This window comes from Variovorax palleresanus (assembly GCF_051144945.1).
Lineage (GTDB): Bacteria > Pseudomonadota > Gammaproteobacteria > Burkholderiales > Burkholderiaceae_C > Variovorax > Variovorax paradoxus_S.
This window is the reverse complement of record NZ_JBJNVP010000002.1, coordinates 4,756,064-4,774,893: the sequence shown is the minus strand read 5'-3', so window position 1 is coordinate 4,774,893 and position 18,830 is coordinate 4,756,064. Positions and strand designations below refer to the sequence as shown.

The following is an 18,830-nucleotide window of genomic DNA, read 5'->3' as shown; positions in this document are numbered from 1 at the left end:
CGGCCATGGAGCGCTTCGACGAATTCCACTACCAGCTGCCGCGCCGCTTCGGCGGCTGGCGGCCGGGCGCGCAGCGCGGACTGAGCCAGGGCAGCGGGCAGGAATTTGCTGCGCACCGGCGCCTGTTCGATCATCCCGACCCGCGGCGCATCGACCTGCGTGCCAGCGTGCGCGACGGCCGCGGCGACTGGCTAGTGCGCATCCACCGGCTGCGCGTGGCCATTCCCGTACACGTGGTGGTGGACGTGTCGGCGTCGATGCATTTCGGCGCCGAGCGGCGCAAGCTCGACGTGGTGGCCGACCTGGTCGAGGCGCTGGGCTACAGCGCGTTTCGTGCCGGCGACACCGTCGGCCTGCTGGCCTTCGACCACCGCGAGCGCGAAGATTTGTTCGTGCCCGCGCGTCACAGCCGCGGCAACGGCAGCCTGATGGCGCGGATGCTGCGCGACTGCCGCGCCACACCCGGCGCTCCCCTCATGGACGACAGCGCGCTGGCAGGTTTGCGCCGCGCCACCGAACGCCTGGTCGGCCGCGGCGGTCTGGTGTTTCTGGCTTCCGACTTTCACTGGCCGATTGCCGCACTTGGAGAACTGCTCGAGCAGTTCGCGCCGGCCTGCGTCGTTCCGCTGGTCGTCTGGGACCCGGCCGAAACCGAACCGCCGGATGCGCGCGCGCTGGTCGCCCTGAGCGATGCCGAAACCGGCGTGCGGCGCAGCTTGTGGATGCGCGATTCGCTGCGCACGCGGTGGCGCGACGCGGTCGCCACGCGGCGCGCCGAGCTCACCGCCTTGTTCGAAGCGCATGGCATGCCGCCCTTTCATCTGCATGGCCGTTTCGATGCCGAGGCGCTCACGCGCTACTTCATGGAGACGACGGCATGAACCGGCTCCACGCCGCCGTGCTGGCGCTGGTCATGACGGCCGGCGCGGCGGGCGCAGCAACCGCGGCCACCGTCGAGCAGCCGCGCGCCTTCGGCCACGTGATCGGCGACGTGCTCACGCAGCGCGTGCTGCTCGAGCAGGCCGGCCAGCCGCTGCAGCCAGGCGCATTGCCCAGCGCGGCGCGGATCGATCTCTGGCTGGAACGCAGGCCGTCGCGCATCGAGACCGATGCCGAGGGGCGGCGCTGGCTGGCCATCGACTACCAGGTCGTCAACGCCCCGCGCGCGCTGACCGCCATCTCGTTGCCGGCGCTCAGCATCGCGACCGCATCGGGCCCGGCGCTGGCGCTGCCTGCATGGCCGATCAGCATCGGCCCGCTGACACCGCTCGAACTGCTGGGCGAAGGCGACCTGCAGCCGCTGCGGCCGGACCGCCCCGTCGCGGCGCTTCCCACCTTTGCCGTCGAGCAGCAACTGAAGTTCTCGCTTCTTGCGCTGCTGGCGGTGCTCGCTGCGTGGCTCGGCTGGTGGGCGTGGCGCAACCGGCGCGAAGTGCAGCAGCTTCCATTCGCGAATGCCTGGCGCGAACTGAACCGCATCGACGACCCGGCGAGCCCCGAGGCGTGGCGCGTGGTGCATCGGGCGTTGAACAGGAGCGCCGGCCGCGTGGTGCATGGCGCGAGCCTGCCGCAGCTGCTGGCCGACGCACCCTACCTGCGCCCGCTGCAACCGCGCCTAGAGGATTTCTATCGCGAGTCGACGCGGCGCTTCTTCTTTGCCGAGAGCGTTGCCGCGCCGGCCCGGCCGCAAGCCGCCTACCCGCTCAGGCCGCTGTGCCGTGACTTGCGCAATGCGGAAAAGCACCACAGGCATTGACAGCCGCCGGAACCATGCGCTTCGACCTCGCCCAGCCCTGGATGCTCATGCTGCTGCCACTCGCGCTGCTGCCGCTGCTGCGCAGGCGCAGCGACACGCTGGGCTTCTCCTACCTGGCCTGGCTGCCGGCCGATCGGGTCGGCCGCCTGGTGGGTTTCATGTGGCGCACCTTTGCGGCGGGCGCCATGGCTTTCACGGTGCTCGGGCTCGCGGGACCGGGGCAATCGGGCGCCGTGGTCGAGCGCCCCGGCCGCGGCGCGGAGGTGCTCATCCTCATGGACCGCAGCAGCAGCATGGACGCGACCGTGCACACCAACGGCCTGCAGACCGCGGGCCGGATGTCGCAGGAACCCAAGGCCAAGGTCGTGCGCGACCTGCTGGGCGAATTCGTCGCCAAGCGGCCCGACAACCGTTTTGCCTTCATGACCTTCAGCACGGTGCCGATCGTGGCCGTGCCTTTCACGCAGAAGGCCGACACCGTGCAGGCCGCGCTCGCCGCCACCGCCATCGGCCGCGGCCTGCCCGAGACCCGCATGGGTACTGCGCTGCTGGCCGCCATCGAGGAATTCGAGGGCCGCAGCTATTCGGGAAGCCGCGTGATCCTGATCGTCTCGGATGGCGGCGCCCAGCTCGACGAAGCCACGCGCCAGCGCGTCCATGCCGGCCTTGCGCGCGAGAAGATCGGCCTGTACTGGATCTACGTGCGCAGCGGCCCGAACTCGCCCAACCTCAACACCGAGACGGTGTCGGCCTACGGCCTCGGCGAAGAACTGGCGCTGCACCAGTTCTTCAAGACGCTCCGCACACCCTACCGGCTCTATCAGGTGGACGATTCCAATGCGATGGCGGCAGCCATGGCCGAGATCGACCGGCAGCAGAATTTTCCGCTGACCATTCATGAGCGGGTACCGCGGCAGGACCATGGCGCCGCGTTCTATCTGGCGGCGATGCTGTGCTGCGCGGGCCTGCTCGCCTGCCGCGCGGTACAGCTGCAGAGCTGGCGGAAAAACACATGAAACGACGTACGGTTCACCTGGTCTTTGGCGTTGTGAGCCTGTGCTGCGCCGGCGTGGCGCTGGAGCGCGGGCTGCGCCTGCGCCAGGCAATGGGCCTGAACGCCGAGATCGCCCGCATCGCTGCCGCGCCGGTCGGCAAGGACGCGGCGCCCGCGCCCGTCTCGGCGCCGCGCCAGCTGCAATTGGCCCAGGCGCTGGCGCTGTCCAAGGCCGGCGCGCACGATGCCGCGCTCAAGGGCTTTGCGCCCCTGATCCAGGGCGGTGAACGCGACCCCGTCGCGCAGCAGGCGTTGTTCAACCTGGGCAACATGTACCTGCGCCAAGGCATGGCGCAAGAGGCCGGCGCGCTGCCCCTGTTCGAACTGGGCAAGCAGCGGCTGCGCGACCTGCTGCGCGCCGCGCCGCAGGACTGGGACGCGCGCTACAACCTGGAGCGCGCGCTGCGGCTCGCGCCCGAAGACCACGAGGCCTTCTCCGCCGAGCAGCAGCCTGCGCACGAGCAGCGCCGGGTCCGCGTTCCGGGCTTCGTTGCCGGGGATCTGCCGTGAGACTCTCATTTCGGCAATGGTTTTCCGCCTTGCGGCGCTTCGGCGGCAGCAGCGGCAACGGCCCGCTCGTGCTCGCCCTGCTCCTGCTGGCGCTCGCCGTCTGGCCGCCGCGCGTGCAGCTGCAGCGCCCGGTGTTCAACTGGCAGGTGAGCTTCGACATCACGCAAAGCATGAACGTCGAAGACGTCGAGCTCGATCATGCGGCCGTCAGCCGGCTCACGTTCGCGCGCGCGGCCATGCGCGGCGTGCTGGGCGCGCTGCCCTGCGGCTCCAAGGTGGGGTGGAGCGTGTTTGCGGACTACCGCTCGGTGGTGATCCTCACGCCGGTCGAAGTCTGCAGCCACTATGAAGAGCTGCTGGCCTCGCTGGAACGCATCGACGGCCGCATGCGCTGGGTCAACGCCAGCAACGTCAGCAAGGGCGTGACCTGGGCGGTGCGCGGGGCCCGCAGCATCGGGCCGGACACCCACTTCGTCTTCATCAGCGATGGGCAGGAATCGCCGCCGCTGCGCATCAACGAGACACCGCCGATGACCGACATCAAGCCCGGCGACGTGAAGGGTTGGCTGATCGGCGTGGGTGGCGACGTGCCGGTGCCGATCCCCAAGACCGGCAGCAACGGCGAACCCGCCGGCTACTGGCGGGCCGACGAGGTGGTGCAAGGCTCGGCGATCGGCGGCACGCTGAACCACGAGCATCTTTCGGAGCTCCGGCAAGACCACCTGCGCTCGCTGGCCGAGCTGGTTGGCGTGAACTACCGGCGCCTGAACAAGCCGGATGCGCTGATGATGGCCATGCTCGACCGCCGCTACGCGCGGCACATGCCGGCGGATGCGGACCTGCGGTGGATTCCCGCGCTGCTGGCGCTGCTGCTGCTGGTGTGGCGATTCGCGCCGGATCGGGGCTGGCTGCGCGAGCGGCGCCCAGTGAAGCGGGACAAGAAGACGATTGACCGCGTGCCGCCGCGCGGCCTCACGCGTCCGGCGTGACGAGCGCCGCGGAGAGCCGCCGCGAATTGGCCGGATCGCGGAACACCAGCGGATGTTCGGTAGGCGCCGCCGGGTCCCGCGCGGCCGCACGCTCCACCGCCTCCACCACGCGGTGATGGTCCGGGCTCTTCGCGCACACCGGGTCGGCGGCGGCGGCATCCTGTGCCAGCAGGTAGGCCTGGCAGCGGCAGCCGCCCAGGTCCTGCTCGCGCTGGTCGCAGCTCGCGCAGGGCTCCTTCATCCAGCCGGTGCCGCGGTAGCGGTTGAAGCCTTCCGAGTCGAACCAGATCTCGCGCAGGCTGTGTGCCTTCACGTTCGGAAACTCGAGGCCCGGCAGCATCTTGGCGGTGTGGCAAGGCAGCGCGGTGCCATCGGGTGCCACGGTAAGGAACATGCTGCCCCAGCCGTTGACGCACTTCTTGGCCTTGCCCTCGTGATAGTCGGGCGCCACGAAGAAGATGCGCATGCGCTCGCCTAGCCGCTTGCGCCAGGCGTCGGTCACCTCCTCGGCGTGGCGAAGCTGCTCGTGCGTGGGCAGCAGCTGGTCGCGGTTGACGAAGGCCCACGAGTAGTACTGCGTGTTGGCCAGCTCGAGGTACTCGGCGCCCATCTCGTGCGCCATCTCGATGATGCGGTCGATGTGGTCGATGTTCATGCGGTGGATCACCACGTTGAGCACCATCGGCCAGCCCTGGTCCTTGATGATCTTCGCCACCCGGTTCTTCAGCTCGAAGGTCTTGGTGTGCGAGAGAAAGTCGTTCATCTCGCGCGTGGAGTCCTGGAACGACAGCTGCACGTGGTCCAGGCCCGCGGCCTTGAGCGCCGCGGCGCGCTGCGCCGTGAGGCCGACGCCGGAGGTCAGCAGGTTGGTGTAGTAGCCCAGGCGTGCAGCCTCGGCGATGATGACTTCGAGATCGTCGCGCAAGAGCGGCTCGCCGCCCGAGAGGCCGCATTGCACCGCGCCGAGCTCGCGACCCTCGCGCAGCACGCGCAGCCAGTCTTCGGTGCCAAGCTCGTTCTCTTGCGTCGCAAAGTCGACCGGGTTGAAGCAGAACACGCAGTGCAGCGGGCAACGGTAGGTCAGCTCGGCCAAGAGCCAGAGCGGCGGTCCGGGGCGCGGGGTCGCGGTGGTCATGCGGCGTCCCAGCGCAGCCAGTTCTGCTGCGCCGCCATTTCGACGAAGCCGCGCACCTCGGGTTCGAGCCCGGTGGTGTCGAAGGCCTGCTCCAGGTCGGCCACGATCTGCGCAACGCTGCGCTCGCCGTCGCAGCGCTTCATGATCTCGCCCGCGCTGCCGTTGAGCCGCACCATGCCCTCGGGGTAGAGCAGCACATGACACTCTTGCGCCGGCTCCCATTGCAGGCGAAAACCGGGGCCGACGCGGGGCTTGCTTTCGGCGGTGAGCATGGCTTTGTGTCCGCTCATGTGCCGCTCACGCCGTAGCGCGTGGCCATCGCGTCGTTCATGGCCCAGAGGATGTCGAGCTTGAACTGCAGCACCTCCAGCGCGCGCTCCTGCAGCGCCCGGGTGTCGAAGTGGTCGAGCGTGATGGCCAGGCCCTGCTCCACGTCGCGCCGCGCCTGGCTCACCCGATTGCGAAAGTAGGTCAGGCCGCCCGGCTCGATCCAGCCGTAGTGCTCGGGCCAGGTGGCCAGGCGCTGCTTGTGGATCTCGGGCGCGAAGAGTTCGGTGAGCGACGAGCACACCGCCTCCTGCCACGGCGCACGGCGCGCAAAGTTCACGTAGGCATCAACCGCGAAGCGCATGGCCGGCACCACGTGGCGCAGGTCGAGCACTTCTTCGCGCGAGAGGCCAACGGCCTCGGCCAGGCGCAGCCAGGCTTCGATGCCGCCTTCGTCCTTGATGCCGCCAAGCTCGAAGCCGTCGTGGTCGAGGATGCGCTGCACCCAGCCGCGCCGCACAGCGGGATCGGGGCAGTTCGAGATCACCGCGCCATCCTTGATCGGAATCGCGATCTGGTAGTAGAAGCGATTCGCCACCCAGCCGCGGATCTGCTCGGGTGTGGCCCGGCCGCTGTTGAGCATGACGTTGAACGGATGGTGGATGTGATAGCTGCGGCCGCGCTCGCGCAGCTTGGCTTCGAATTCTTCGCGGCTCCATGCCGGCGCGGATTTGTCGCTGCCCGCGGCGGCGCGAAACGGGTCCTGGATTCTGTCGGCGTACATGGTGTCGCGTATCGCGCTGAGGCGCTTTGAATCAGAGTTGAATGGTCATTCCGTCTTCGCACGGTTCGATGCCTGCACGCCTGAGCGCCGCATGCTCTTCGGAATCTTCGTCGAGGATGGGGTTGGTGTTGTTGATGTGGATCAGCATGCGGCGCTGGGTGGTCGGCGGCAAGCGGGACAACCACTCGATCATTCCGCCCTCGCCCGACTGCGGCAGGTGGCCGATCTCGCGCGCACGCTTGGTGCCGACGCCCAGGCGCACCATCTCGTCGTCGGTCCAGAAGGTGCCGTCGACCATGACCGCATCGGCGCTGGCCATGGCGTCGAACACGGGCGGCGTGATGGCGCCCAGGCCCGGCGCGTAGAACAGGCTCTTGCCGCTTTTGCGGTCCAGGAGCGTCACGCCGATGTTGTCGCCCGCTACCTGATGCTCGCGGTGCGGCGAATACGGCGCGGCCTTGCCGGTCAGCGCCATCGCGCGAAAGCTCAGGTCGGGCACGCCGGGCACCTCGAAGGCGCTGCCGTCGAGCGCAATCGGGTGGCGAGCCACGCCGCAATAGTGCGAGAGCACGCGCAGCACGGGATTACCCTGACTCAGGTCTTCGGCGACCGGGTCGGTGCACCACAGCGGCAGCGGCGTGCCGCGCTCGCGCAGCATGAAGAGACCGGTGGCATGGTCGATCTGTCCGTCGATCAGCACCACGCCGGCAATCGCGGTGTCGCGCATCTTGCGGGCCGGCTGCAGCACCGGGCTGCTGCGGATCTGCTCCAGGATGTCGGGTGACGCATTGAACAGCACGCCGTCGGTGCTGTCGTCGGGCCGCACGAAGATCGAGGACTGGGTGCGCGGCCTGGCACGCACCGTGCCCGCGCGCACACCGGCGCAATTGAGGCAATTGCAGTTCCATTGCGGAAAGCCGCCGCCGGCGGCCGAGCCCAGTACGGTGATGCGCATCGAGAAAAGGAAGAAGAAAGAAGAGGTTCGAAACAATCCGCCCCGGGCGTGCCGGGGCGGATTGTGACGAGGCGCGCAATTCAGCGTGCGCTGACGTACATCGTGATCTCGAAACCGAAGCGAAGATCAGTTGCCGTCGGGGTTTCCCATTTCATGTAGTGTCTCCTGCAGAGGTTGCACAGCGCCATGTGGCGGCTGCGGGAACTTCGTACGCTCCAGCACGCATATTGAACCCATGGACCACGAAGACCTAGCCGTGAAATCATGAATGGGACTTCATGATTTTCATGAATAGCGGCCGTGGGGTCACCGCGTACCATGGCCCCCGTGCTTCCTACCGGCCTGTACCCCGAATCTCCGCCCTGGCGAACCCATGCATTGGCGGTCTCGCACGGCCACGTCCTGCACGTAGAAGAAAGTGGTGATCCGGCGGGTATCTGCGCCGTAGTGCTGCATGGCGGACCCGGATCGGGCAGTTCGCCGCTGCTGCGCCGCTTCTTCGACCCCGCGCGGTACCGCGTGATCACCATCGACCAGCGCGGCGCCGGCCGGAGCCGCCCGCGCGGCGCGACGGCGCACAACAGCACGGCCGATCTTCTGGGCGATCTGCGGCACGTGCGCGAACAGCTCGAAGTGCCGCGCTGGCTCGTGGCCGGCGGCTCGTGGGGTGCCACGCTGGCGCTCGCGCATGCGGCGTTCGAGCCGCAAGCGGTGGCGGCCCTGCTGCTGCGCGCGGTGTTCCTGCCCCGGGCTGAAGACATCGAGGATTTTTTCCAGGACACGGCTGGCCGCGAGCCGGCCGCATGGGCGCGCTTCGCTTCTGTGGCGCCGGCCGATCAGCGCCACGACATGCTGAGCTTTCTGGCTCTCGGGCTGCTGAACGCATCGTCCGGCGATCTGCCGCGGCGCCTCGCCTTGGCCTGGTGGCGCTGGGAACAGACACTGGCGCGCGGCACGGCCACACGAAACGAAGAGCCCACGCCCATCGAACCCGACCGCGCCACGCTCGACGCACTGGTCGACCGCTACCGCGTGCAGAGCCACTACCTGCAGCACCGATGCTGGCTCGATGCGCCGCCGCTGCTCGACCGCCTCGGCGCGCTGCCGCAGGTTCCCACCCTGCTGCTGCATTCGCGCGACGACCGCATCTGCCGCCCCGAAGGCGCACAGGCTGTGCACGATCGCATCGCGCACAGCCAGCTGCGATGGATCGATGGCGCGGGGCACGACCCCTCGCATCCAGCCATGGCCTCCGCGATGGTTGCCGCGCTCGACGGCTACGCGCGGCACGGCCGCTTCGGCGACGGACCCGCGTCATGACGCTGCGCCTGAAGATCAACCTCATCGTCAGCCTGCTGACCCTGCTGTTCGTGACTGCAATGCTCGCGCTGCAGCTGCGCGCCATGCGCGAATCGGTGCACGAAGAAGTCGTGGCGGCCAACCGCGTGGCCGCGCAGTTGCTCAACCGCACCGCATGGCTCTATGCGGCCCAGGGCACGCCGGCGATGCTGTCGTTCCTGCAGGGCGTGGGGCGTGTGCGCTCCAACGACATCACGCTGCTCGACAACGACGACAAGGTCTTGTACAGCTCGCCGACCTCGGTCTACAAGGCCGGCCGCGACGCGCCCGACTGGTTCGCCGGCCTGGTCTCGCCGCCGCCCTCGAAGCTGTCCATCGCCTTTCCGGGCGGCAAGCTGATGGTGAATTCCAACGCCTCGCGCGCCGTACTCGATGCCTGGGACGACTTCGCATTGCTGATGCTGAGCGCGCTCGGCCTCCTGGCGGTCGTCAACGCGGGCGTGTTCTGGCTCGTGGGCCGCGCGACGCGCCCGTTCGCCGACATCGTCGATGCGCTGAACCAGCTCGAGAGCGGGCGCTTCGACGTCGCGCTGCGCGCCCTGCCCGGCACCGAGGCCGCGGCCATCGGCGCCGCATTCAACCGCATGGTGGGCATGCTGCAGCAGCACATCGAAACCGAGCGGCGCGCGGTGCGGGCCGAAAGCCGCTTGTCCGAAAGCCGCGAGCTGGGCCGCTGGGTCGACCAGAAGATCGAGCAGGAACGCCGCCTCATCGCACGCGAACTGCACGACGAGCTGGGCCAATCGGTCACCGCAATGCGCAGCATGGCCTTGTCGATCGCGCAGCGCGTGCAGGCGCTCGATCCGCAGGCGGAGCAGGCGGCGCGGCTCATCGCCGAGGAATCGGCGCGCCTTTACACCGCCATGCACGGCATGATCCCGCGCCTGACGCCGCTGGTGCTCGACAAGTTCGGCCTGGTGGCCGCGCTCGAAGACCTGGTCGAGCGCACGCGCAACAGCCATGGCGGGGTGGAGATCGAGTGGCGCCTGGACATCGAGCTCGACCGCCTGCGGCTCGATACCGACACGGCGCTGGTCCTGTACCGCGCCGCGCAGGAAGGCATCACCAATGCGCTGCGCCACGGCGAAGCGCACCGGATCGTGCTGGCGCTCGCGGGCGACGAACACGCTGTGAATCTCACGCTCACCGACGACGGCCGCGGCCTTCCCGGCCCTGAAGCCGCAAGGGAAACCAGCGTAGGACACTATGGCCTGCGTTGGCTCGCCGAACGCATCGACAGCCTGGGCGGCGAATTGCGCCTTGAACCCGCCGTGCCCAGCGGTGCCCGATTGAAGGTGCGCCTGCCCTTGCCGGCGGCCGCCACGGAGAACTCATGAACAACCAAGCGGATCAGACGATTCGAGTGATGCTGGTCGACGACCATGCGCTGGTGCGCATGGGCTTTCGCATGCTGCTGGCCGATGCGCAGATCGAGGTGGCGGCCGAAGCCGACACCGGCGAGCAGGCCTGCCAGGACTATCCGCAGGTGCGGCCCGACCTGGTGGTGATGGACCTCTCGATGCCCGGCATGGGCGGCCTGGAGGCGCTGCGGCGCCTGCTGGCCCACGACCCCAAGGCGCGCGTGCTGGCCTTGTCCGCGCACGAAGACACGATCCATCCGCGCCGCGTGCTGCGCGCGGGCGCCCTGGGCTACCTGGCCAAGCGCAGCGCGCCCGAGGCGCTGATTGCCGCCGTGAAGGCCGTGGCGCGAGGCGAGCGCTACATCGACGCGACCACCGCGCAGGCCCTGGCCACGGCGCAGATCGAAGGCGAGGCCAACCCGGCCGACCTGCTCAGCGAGCGCGAGTTCTCGGTCTTCATCCAGCTCGCACGCGGCATGACGGTGGCGCAGATCGCGAGCACGCTGAACCTCTCGCTCAGCACGGTGGGCTCGCACCTGTACCGCGTGAAGCAGAAGCTGGGCGCCGCCAACCAGGCCGAGCTGACCTGGGTGGCGCTGCGCTGGGGGTTGATCCAGGTTTAGCGAGCGCGTCGACGCACTGGCCTTGCGGCTCAGCTGCGCTCGAGAATCGGCCAGCCGACCTTCAGCGCGTGGGCGCGCAGGCGCCCGTCCGGGGCCACCGCCACCGGGTCGGACACCGCCTCCAGCAACGGCAGATCGCTGGTCGAATCGGAATAGAACCACGAGCGTTCGAGCGCATCGAGGCGCGTGCCGTGGAGCGCCAGCCATTGGCTCACGTGCATCAGCTTGTGCACGCCGAAGCATGGGTCGCCATCGATGCCGCCGTCGAGCGTGTCGCCCGTCACCAGCGAGCGCGTTGCCAGCACGTCGGCCACGCCGAACACGCGGCCGAAGGGCTCGGCGATGAAGCGGGTGGTGGCGGTCACGATGGCGCAGAGGTGGCCCGCATCCTGGTGCTTTTTCACCAGCGCACGCATCGGCTCGGGCACGCGCGGCGCCATCTCGGCCTCGAACTCCGCCGACCACTGCCGGAGCTGGGCCATGCCAAAGCTTGCCAACGGCGTGACGCTGGCGCGATGCAGTTCGCGGATGTCCAGCGTGCCGTCCACGTACTGCTGGCAATAGCCCAGGTAGACCGTCTCGGCATCCGCCGCCAGCACGCCGCGCGCCACCAGGAAGCGTGTCCAGGCCATGCCGCTGTCGAACGGGATCAGCGTGTGGTCGAGGTCGAACAGCGCGAGCTTCATCGCGGAACCGGCGTCGAAGCGCGCACCCGCCTCAGGCGGCCGAAGCCGCATGGGCATGCGGCTGCAACGGCGGCCGCAGCCGCGATGGCACCTGAGGAAGTTGCAGCTGCGCCGGCAGCACGCCGCGCAGCGCATTGCACACCACCAGCTTCTGCGCCGACTGCAGGTCTTCCAGCGACAGGCTGCGCTCCATGGCCTCCCATATCGAGTCTTCGATCAGCACGCCGCGCATCACGCCGGGCAGTGCGCCGTCGGACACCGGAGGCGTGCACCAGCGCCCGTCGACGCGCGCGAACACCGTGCTGCGCCCGCCTTCGACGAGCCGGCCGTCCTCCGTGAAGAACAGGCTGTCGAAGGCACCGGCGCGCTCGGCGGTTCGCACGCCGGCATCGTAGTGCTGGCGCACCGTGGTCTTGTGCGCGGCCAGCGGGTTGGCATTGGGCAAGCGCTGGCTCGCAATGAGCAGCTTCAACGCACCGGGCGGCAACGGCGGCAGCGCCGAATGCGTGATGCCGATTCGCCCGTCGTGCGCAAGCGCCAGGCGCAGGCGCGACGGCTGGCCGGGGGCCAACGCGGGCAGCGCATTGCGCAGCGCCTCCATCGCAGCATCGCGATTGAATTCGAAGCCCAGCACGCGCGCACTGCGCGCCAACCGCGCCAGGTGCCGGTCCAGATAGCGGATGCCGTCGCACGGCGTGGCCAGCATGGTTTCGAACAGCTCGAAACCGGGGTCGAGGGCCGTCAGGAAGCGCGCCTTGAGCAGGCACTCTTCGAACTCGTCGGCCGCAACGCTGTCTTGCACGATGCCGGCGCCGATGCCCAGGCGCAGCGGCCTCGCGCCTTCCGATTCCGCGCCCAGCGTGAGCGTGCGAATGGCCACCGAGAGACAGAAGTCGCCGATCGACGCGCCCGCTGCAGGCGCATCGATCCAGCCGATGGCGCCGCAGTAAAGGCCGCGCGGCGTGCTCTCCAGCTGGGCGATCCATTCCATGGTGCGATGCTTGGGCGCACCGGTGATCGAGCCGCAGGGGAACACCGCGCGCAGCAGCTCGGGCATGCCCACACCCGGACGCAGCGCCGCCTGCACGGTCGAGGTCATCTGGAACACCGTGGCGTACGGCTCGATGGCAAAGAGCGTGGGCACCTTGACCGAGCCGGTGCACGCCACGCGGCCGATGTCGTTGCGCAGCAGGTCGACGATCATCACGTTCTCGGCCCGGTTCTTGGTGTCGACCGACAGCAGGCGCGCCATCTCGCTGTCGCCCTCGGGCGCATCGACGCGCGCCGCGGTGCCCTTCATGGGCCGCGCGGTGAGCACGCCGCCGTCATGGCGCAGGAAGAGCTCGGGCGAGCACGAGAGCACGTGGGTGAGCACGTGGGTGATGTCGTCTTCGTCGCTTTCCGGCAGCGCGATCAGCGCGCCATAGGCCACGGGCTGCCGCTCGCGCAGGCGCCGGTACAGCGCCACCGGCGAACCATGGCTCCGGCCCTGCAACCGGTAGGTGAAGTTGACCTGGTAGGTCTCGCCCGCCGCGATGGCGTCGTGAATGCGCGCAATGGCATCGGTGAAGGCGGCTTCGTCGATGCTGGGCTGCAGGTCCATCGCACCGGCGGGCTGCGGGTGGCCGCCGTCGAGCACCTCGCCGGCCCCGTACTGCTCGAACTTTTCGAGCCAGCCCGCGACCTCATCGGCCGAGAGCCTTTCGCAATCGCGGAACATCAGCACGCGCAGTGCCGACGCATCGTCGGCCGCAAGCCGCGCCTGCCCCGCGTGCAGCAGCTTGGCGCCCCATTCGTAGTCGGCCAGCAGCACCGCGTGCAGGCCCTGCCGAAGATCGGCATCGACCCGCGCCCACACGCCGTCAAGGCCGGCTGCGTCGGTGCACCGGTGCTCGCGCACGAAGCCGGTGTGCAGCCGGCTGGTGGGCTGCTCGGGCGTCGAGCCGCAATCGTCGAGGAGCGCGAAGGAAGGCACGGTCAACTCCAATCGTCCATATCGTGCTTGATGCGATGGCGGTTGGCAATCAGCTCGTCCACGGAGGGCTCGTTGTGGAGCGCGCGGCGGATCGCGAGCTTGGTGGCTTCGTAGTTGGTACGGTACATGTCTTTCTTGTCGAGGTCCTGGTCCTTGGCGCAGCGCGGATCGATCCACACCAGGCTGATGATGCACAGCGTATTGGCATGTTCTTTGGGAATGATGCCTTCGATCAGGCAATCGACCACCGCGTCGGCCGTGGCGCTCTGCACCACGCCACCGAACAGGTCGATGTTGGCCGCGTCCTTCAGCGTGACCTTGGGCACCATGATGGTCGCCGGCCGCACGAGCTGGTTGCAGGCGCGAATCGCGAACATCGCAGTATGGCCCTTGCTCTGCGCCATCATGTTGGCAAAGGCCTGGCCCACGGGGCCGTCGGTCGCGCCGATCAGGATCTCCGGCATGGCGTCGGTGAACTGGCCTTCCCTGGCAAGCACGGTGGCTTCGCCGGCATGAAAAAGATAAGGATTCGTCATAAACGCTCGAGGTTAAAAGCTTGGGAAGGAAGTCATAGACACACGATCAGCTCGCCCTTGCCATCCGCCGAAAGATCGCCCAAATGGCGCTCGATGCGGCGTACTGGCAAGTCGCTGAACAATCCGCCGTGGCGCGCGAGGTCTCGCGCCAGCAGCGCCCAGAACACCGGCGTCGCGGCCCGGTTGGGCACAAAGGTCAGCGCCGTTCCAATGCTTTCTGGCAAGGCCGCGCCGGCCTCCGCGAAGACGATGCTGCCGCGGCGCATGCCAAAGCCCGCATGCGCGCCGGCGCTGCCACCCACGCCGATCGTACCCGCCACCATGCGCGAGCCCAGGAAAGCGCCCGCGCCGCCATGGACAAGGGCGGTGCCGCGGCGCATGCGATCGCCGAAGCGCTCGCCCGCATTGCCATGCACGACCAAGGTGCCGCCGCGCATGCCGTCCATGCTGCCGGGCAAGGTGCTCGCGGCGAAATCGCCCACGTCGCCCTTCACGTCGATGCTGCCGCCGGCCATCTCGCAGGCGGCCAAGAGGCCCGCATGGCCGTCGATGCGCAGCTCGCCACCGCGCATGCAGCCACCCGCGTAGTGGCCTGCGTGGCCCTCGATACGGATGCTGCCGCCATCCATCTGCCAGCCGATGCGGTCGAAGCGGTCGAGGCCGCCCTCGAAGCGAAGCACGCCCTCCTCGCCCGGCGCAACGTCGAACAGTTCGGCCAGCGCCAGCATCTCGCTGCCATGGCCCACCGGCAGCCGTTCGATCTGGGCGGCCGAGAGTTCTGCAAGCGCCGCCGGCGTGACGCCGCGCAAGTCGACACGCAATGCCGGGGCCTGCCGCAGCCTGAAATGCCATCCGCTCATAAGGCATCTCCCGCATCGCCGAGCAGCTTGTGCAAGTGGAAGTGGAACGGGCCCAGCTTGCCGCCATAGTTGCCGGCCGAGATGCGCAGCAGCCCGCCGGCGGGGCCGATGCCGATGGCCGCCTCCATGCCGACCCGCATGGCCGCGGCCACGTCCGCCTCGGTCAGGCCGTCGATCACGATCTCCATCACGCAGCCGATCTCCTGTGCCGACGCACCGCCCTGCGCCAATTCGCTGTGAGGCACCAGGCCGACGAGGCTGGGGCAGAACGCATCGTTGGTCGAGGCGCTCAGGTTCGCATAGCGGCTGCCGACCTTGGAGCCCGAGCGCACCACGCCGCCGGGAAACGGCATGACCACATTGGGCAGCCGCTTCATCGCCGCCACCGCGGCCTCGGCGGCGGCCAGCGCACCATCGGTGTCGCGCGCCAGCAGCAGCAGGTTGCCGCCGCCCACGGCCTTGACCACTGGCGTGTCTTCCTCGGCGACGAACTCGCCGTCCATCACCGGCACGCGCCAGTAGCGCACGCCGTCGATCACCTTCGAAATCTGCCAGCCGTCGCCGAAGAAGCGCAGGTTCTTGCCGAGCGCTGCCACGTCGCTGCCGGCGCCCTTCGGCAGGCCCGCGAACACGGCCGTGGTCGGACAGGTCAGCACGCACTGGCCGACGCGGCGCTCGAGCTGCTTGCCCAGCTCCTTGCCCGACATGGAGAACATCAGCACGCTCACGCCCGGCCGGCCATCGGGCGTTTCATGCAGGCCGAGCTCGCGTTCGATGCCGGCCTCGCAGCCGCAGGCGATCACCGAGGTTGCGAAGCCGGTGGCCGACACCGCGGCGTGGCGCGCCCACTCGAGCGTGTGGGCCGTGATGACGATGCGCGTGGCCTTCATCGGAAAGGCTTCGGCAAAGGTCTCGTCGATGACGACGCCGTTGCGCAGCACGGATGATGGCGCCGTCATGCCGCACCCGCCTTCATGACGACACCGCCTGGAAACATGCCGCCGGCAGCAGGCGCCCGCCGTTGCAGCACTGGCACAGCTCGTCGTGGCCGATGGCAATGTGGTCGAAGTTGACCGAGCCCTGCGCCGCAAGATGCCGGCGCAGGCGCTGCTCGATGCCGCGGTCGTAGTCCGGCGCGAGGAAGTGCGTGCCGCCCACCGGCGCCGCAGTGACCCGCCCCGCGCGCGACACCAGCACACCATCCTTGAACACGTATTCGGGGGTCGCGAACATGGCCTCGCGGTCGGCGTTCTCGCGGTACACCGCAATGTCGGCCGCGGCGCCCGTGCCCAGGTGGCCGCGGTCGGGCAGGCCCAGCAGGCGCGCAGGGCCGGCGCGGGTCATGATGGCAATCTCGTACAGCGAAAGCTCGCGCGTGATGGAGCGCAGCGCGGCCTGCGCCGCCACCTCGGGATGCAGCCTGGCCAGTTGTTCCTCCCGAAAGCTGCGGTCCATCAAAAGGCGGATCAGATGCGGGTAGCTCGTGAACGGGCCGCCATTGGGATGGTCGGTGGTCAGCACCACGCGCCACGGATCGTCGACCAGCAAGAAGATCTCCAGCCCGATGACCCACTGCAGCGCATTCACATAGCTCTGCTCGCGGTAGCGGAACGGCACCACGCCGCAGCCGGCTTCGCATTCGATGTCGGCGCCGATCCACTTGCGCGGATCGGCCAGGCCCGACTGCGCGTGCTGGCGCATCGTGTCGCCCGATGCCGTGACGGTCTGGCCGAACATGATCTGGCCCACGTCGATGCTGACGTTCTTGTTCGCGTTCACCACTTCGGCCAGCTGCAGCGCGGCCGAAGAAAACTTCTTCGGCCCCTCGGTGCCGTAGGCATGGAACTGGATGTGCGTGAGGTGCCCGGGCAGGCCGTCCAGCGCGGCGATGGTGTCGAGCGTGGACTGGATGTTGCCGGCCACGCCCAGGTTGCTGCCGTGGATGTGCAGCGGATGCGGCACGCCGAGCTCCCGCAGCGCACGGGCCAGCGTGTGCACCACCTGCCGCGGCGTGACCTGCCAGTGCACGTGGTTCTCGTCGACGTCGAGCTTGCGCTGGTTGAACTTGAAGGCCGAGATCCCGCCGGGGTTCACCACCTTCACGCCCATCGCCTTGCTGGCGTTGATGGTCCAACCCGCGTAGTCGCGAATGCGCTCGAAATCCCAGCGCTCGGCCAGCATGCGCAGAAACAGCTCGTCGTTGCCGAGCATCACGTAGGCGCCATGGTCGAGGATGGGCGTGTCGCCCATCTCCATGTGCGTGTGGCGCGCGTTGCACGCCATCATGGCCGGCTCGAAGGCCGCGGTGTAGCCCATCTCGACGTAGCGGTAGCCGGTGGCCAGCGTGCCGGGCGTGCAGGTGCCGCAGGACGCCAGCTCCAGCACGTTGTCGGGCAGCGCCACGGGGTTTGCGTTGGCGCGGTGGTCTTCGGGCAACAGCATGCGCGCGAGGTTGACCTTGCCGCCGCCGATGTGGGTGTGCATGTCGATGCCGCCCGCCATCACGATGCAGCCGCCGATGTCGATCTCCTCGGTGGCGGCCTCGTGCGGCGCCAGCTCGATCATGCGGCCGTCGCGCACATACAGGTCGCGCACCTTGTCACGACCGTTCGCAGGGTCGATCACGCGGCCGCCGCGCAGGCGAAGCGTGGCCGTCATTGCACGCGCCCTTTCTTCTGTGCCTTGACCGCATGCACCAGGCGCCGGACCACGTCGCCAACGCTGGGCAGTCCGTCGTCGTACAGCGGCCGCAGCGGCATCATCACCGAGCCATCGGTGCGGAACAGATGGCCGCCGGAACCGATGCCCGGCGTCGACACGGGAATGAATACGCCTTCGGCCCCACCTTGCGGCAAGCGCATGGCCGGATGGCCGAGCACGATGAGCGGCACGTCGGTGGCTGGCGGCGCGGGCTCGGGGCCGTAGCTCGACACCCACAGCAGCGTGTCGGCCGCGCGATCTGCCAACAGGCGTTCTGCGTCGAAGCACAGCGGCTCGTGCTCGAGGCCTCGCGGCCCGGCGCGCGAGCGCAGCGGCAGGCCCGACAGCCAGGCGAACACCTGGTTCACGGTGGACGCGCCGTCGCCGCCGCCCAGCGGCAGCGAGGCCGCGCGCGTTGTGCGGTTGAGCGTTCCGACGATGCGCTGGATGGCCTCGATGATCAGCGCACCCTGGGCAGGCAGGCGGGCCGATTCGTACACCAGCACCGCATAGCGGGCCGCCTTCAAACGCGCCGACAACGCCGCCAGATCGGCGGGCACGCGATCGTCGTCCGCCCGGACACGGCCCGCCACGAGCGCGGCCAGCAGGGACACGGTGTCGAACAGGTCGCCGTGCAAGGGCAATGTCTCGATGGCCAGGTCTTCGCGTTCCCCCGCTCCGCAGCGGTGGAAAAATTCAGGGTAATGCGCCGTGGGCTCCTCGGTCATGCAGACGATCAGGTCGGCCCGCGTGCGCACCTCCGCCAGCGTGGTGCTGAAGCCGCCGCGATCCTGCAATGCGCGCAGGCCATGCATCAGCGCCTTTCCCTGCGCGGGGTCGCAGATGGCACCTGTTTCGCAAGCCAGCGCATAGAGGGCTCGTGCGCCGGCAACGTCGGTGCCGAGGCCGCCGAACAGGGGCTGGCGGCTGGCGGCCAGCAGCGAGGCGGCGGCGGCCAACGCGGTGTTGAGATCGCAGTCGCGGCCATCGACCCGGGGCTGGCCCGCGCTGGCGTTGGCATCGAAATTGGCCAGGCCATTGCGCGCACGCGGGCAATCGCTGCCCGTGAGTTTCAGCGGCGCGCCGGGCGGCCCGATGTCGACGCCGAAGGTGTCGCACAACAAGGGACAGAACGGACAGGTCCACGGGGCATTGCGGGGCTGCGTGACAGTGTCGAAATCATTCATGGGCAGGCAACCACGCAAGCGATGTGCCATTCAGCCGCAAGGCCCGCGCGCCTAGGGGTAGCGCCCTATGACACACAGTTTGTGAGACATAGT

Annotated in this window: 20 protein-coding genes; 8 read left to right on the top strand and 12 right to left on the bottom strand. The window is 68.9% G+C overall.

Going from position 1 to position 18,830, the window contains the following annotated elements; all coding sequences use genetic code 11:
• Window positions 1-5: 5 nt before the first annotated feature.
• Genes ACJ7Z0_RS26210 through ACJ7Z0_RS26190 form a run of 5 tightly spaced genes read left to right on the top strand, consistent with a single transcriptional unit; the run spans window position 6 to window position 4,309 of the window.
• Window positions 6-881 carry a DUF58 domain-containing protein gene (locus tag ACJ7Z0_RS26210; RefSeq protein ID WP_434792175.1) on the top strand — a complete coding sequence of 292 codons (876 nt, stop codon included), beginning with the start codon at window positions 6-8 and terminating at the stop codon, window positions 879-881.
• Complete coding sequence (locus ACJ7Z0_RS26205; protein WP_434792174.1) at window positions 878-1,756, top strand: calcium incorporation protein MxaA; 879 nt, start codon at window positions 878-880, stop codon at window positions 1,754-1,756. Before ACJ7Z0_RS26210 ends, ACJ7Z0_RS26205 begins: the two co-directional genes overlap by 4 nt.
• Window positions 1,757-1,770: 14 nt before the next feature.
• Window positions 1,771-2,772 carry a vWA domain-containing protein gene (locus tag ACJ7Z0_RS26200; RefSeq protein WP_434792173.1) on the top strand — a complete coding sequence of 334 codons (1,002 nt, stop codon included), beginning with the start codon at window positions 1,771-1,773 and terminating at the stop codon, window positions 2,770-2,772.
• On the top strand, window positions 2,769-3,320 hold the full coding sequence (locus tag ACJ7Z0_RS26195) for an MxaK protein (RefSeq protein ID WP_431122380.1): 552 nt from the start codon (window positions 2,769-2,771) through the stop codon (window positions 3,318-3,320). Before ACJ7Z0_RS26200 ends, ACJ7Z0_RS26195 begins: the two co-directional genes overlap by 4 nt.
• Entirely contained in the window at window positions 3,317-4,309 is a 993-nt protein-coding gene (locus ACJ7Z0_RS26190; RefSeq protein ID WP_434792172.1) for an MxaL protein, read from the top strand. Before ACJ7Z0_RS26195 ends, ACJ7Z0_RS26190 begins: the two co-directional genes overlap by 4 nt.
• Here the strand turns inward: ACJ7Z0_RS26190 and pqqE are convergent.
• The 5 genes from pqqE to pqqA all read right to left on the bottom strand — a co-directional run bounded on the left by pqqE (window position 4,293) and on the right by pqqA (window position 7,605).
• A complete protein-coding gene (pqqE, locus tag ACJ7Z0_RS26185) occupies window positions 4,293-5,444 on the bottom strand; it encodes a pyrroloquinoline quinone biosynthesis protein PqqE (RefSeq protein ID WP_434792171.1) in 1,152 nt (383 codons plus the stop codon). The genes ACJ7Z0_RS26190 and pqqE overlap by 17 nt on opposite strands.
• Complete coding sequence (gene pqqD / locus ACJ7Z0_RS26180; RefSeq protein ID WP_431122387.1) at window positions 5,441-5,734, bottom strand: pyrroloquinoline quinone biosynthesis peptide chaperone PqqD; 294 nt, start codon at window positions 5,732-5,734, stop codon at window positions 5,441-5,443. The genes pqqE and pqqD overlap by 4 nt, the downstream gene beginning before the upstream one ends.
• A complete protein-coding gene (gene pqqC, locus ACJ7Z0_RS26175; protein ID WP_434792170.1) occupies window positions 5,731-6,495 on the bottom strand; it encodes a pyrroloquinoline-quinone synthase PqqC in 765 nt (254 codons plus the stop codon). The genes pqqD and pqqC overlap by 4 nt, the downstream gene beginning before the upstream one ends.
• A gap of 31 nt (window positions 6,496-6,526) precedes the next feature.
• Complete coding sequence (gene pqqB / locus ACJ7Z0_RS26170) at window positions 6,527-7,450, bottom strand: pyrroloquinoline quinone biosynthesis protein PqqB (protein ID WP_434792169.1); 924 nt, start codon at window positions 7,448-7,450, stop codon at window positions 6,527-6,529.
• A gap of 80 nt (window positions 7,451-7,530) precedes the next feature.
• Window positions 7,531-7,605, bottom strand: coding sequence for a pyrroloquinoline quinone precursor peptide PqqA (pqqA, locus tag ACJ7Z0_RS26165; RefSeq protein WP_010100094.1), 75 nt, complete (start codon window positions 7,603-7,605; stop codon window positions 7,531-7,533).
• A 172-nt stretch (window positions 7,606-7,777) separates the two neighbouring features.
• Between pqqA and ACJ7Z0_RS26160 the strand changes: the two genes are divergently transcribed.
• Genes ACJ7Z0_RS26160 through ACJ7Z0_RS26150 form a run of 3 tightly spaced genes read left to right on the top strand, consistent with a single transcriptional unit; the run spans window position 7,778 to window position 10,793 of the window.
• Window positions 7,778-8,770 (top strand): alpha/beta fold hydrolase, encoded by a 993-nt coding sequence (locus ACJ7Z0_RS26160; protein ID WP_434792168.1) that lies wholly within the window; start codon window positions 7,778-7,780, stop codon window positions 8,768-8,770.
• A complete protein-coding gene (locus tag ACJ7Z0_RS26155) occupies window positions 8,767-10,146 on the top strand; it encodes a histidine kinase (RefSeq protein WP_434792167.1) in 1,380 nt (459 codons plus the stop codon). Before ACJ7Z0_RS26160 ends, ACJ7Z0_RS26155 begins: the two co-directional genes overlap by 4 nt.
• Window positions 10,143-10,793 carry a response regulator gene (locus ACJ7Z0_RS26150; RefSeq protein WP_434792166.1) on the top strand — a complete coding sequence of 217 codons (651 nt, stop codon included), beginning with the start codon at window positions 10,143-10,145 and terminating at the stop codon, window positions 10,791-10,793. The genes ACJ7Z0_RS26155 and ACJ7Z0_RS26150 overlap by 4 nt, the downstream gene beginning before the upstream one ends.
• 29 nt (window positions 10,794-10,822) lie before the next feature.
• On the opposite strand, the gene ACJ7Z0_RS26145 is transcribed toward ACJ7Z0_RS26150, so the two are convergent.
• Genes ACJ7Z0_RS26145 through ACJ7Z0_RS26115 form a run of 7 tightly spaced genes read right to left on the bottom strand, consistent with a single transcriptional unit; the run spans window position 10,823 to window position 18,737 of the window.
• Window positions 10,823-11,536: an HAD family hydrolase gene (locus ACJ7Z0_RS26145; protein ID WP_434792165.1), complete on the bottom strand. Its 714-nt coding sequence runs from the start codon at window positions 11,534-11,536 to the stop codon at window positions 10,823-10,825.
• On the bottom strand, window positions 11,511-13,454 hold the full coding sequence (locus tag ACJ7Z0_RS26140) for a chorismate-binding protein (protein WP_434792164.1): 1,944 nt from the start codon (window positions 13,452-13,454) through the stop codon (window positions 11,511-11,513). The genes ACJ7Z0_RS26145 and ACJ7Z0_RS26140 overlap by 26 nt, the downstream gene beginning before the upstream one ends.
• A 2-nt stretch (window positions 13,455-13,456) precedes the next feature.
• On the bottom strand, window positions 13,457-13,990 hold the full coding sequence (gene fae / locus ACJ7Z0_RS26135) for a formaldehyde-activating enzyme (protein WP_431122407.1): 534 nt from the start codon (window positions 13,988-13,990) through the stop codon (window positions 13,457-13,459).
• Between the two features lie 32 nt (window positions 13,991-14,022).
• Entirely contained in the window at window positions 14,023-14,850 is an 828-nt protein-coding gene (locus tag ACJ7Z0_RS26130) for a formylmethanofuran dehydrogenase subunit C (RefSeq protein WP_434792163.1), read from the bottom strand.
• Window positions 14,847-15,809: a formylmethanofuran--tetrahydromethanopterin N-formyltransferase gene (gene fhcD / locus ACJ7Z0_RS26125; RefSeq protein ID WP_434792162.1), complete on the bottom strand. Its 963-nt coding sequence runs from the start codon at window positions 15,807-15,809 to the stop codon at window positions 14,847-14,849. Before fhcD ends, ACJ7Z0_RS26130 begins: the two co-directional genes overlap by 4 nt.
• A 13-nt stretch (window positions 15,810-15,822) precedes the next feature.
• Complete coding sequence (locus ACJ7Z0_RS26120) at window positions 15,823-17,508, bottom strand: formylmethanofuran dehydrogenase subunit A (protein ID WP_434792161.1); 1,686 nt, start codon at window positions 17,506-17,508, stop codon at window positions 15,823-15,825.
• Entirely contained in the window at window positions 17,505-18,737 is a 1,233-nt protein-coding gene (locus tag ACJ7Z0_RS26115) for a molybdopterin-binding domain-containing protein (protein WP_434792160.1), read from the bottom strand. Before ACJ7Z0_RS26115 ends, ACJ7Z0_RS26120 begins: the two co-directional genes overlap by 4 nt.
• Window positions 18,738-18,830 lie beyond the last annotated feature (93 nt).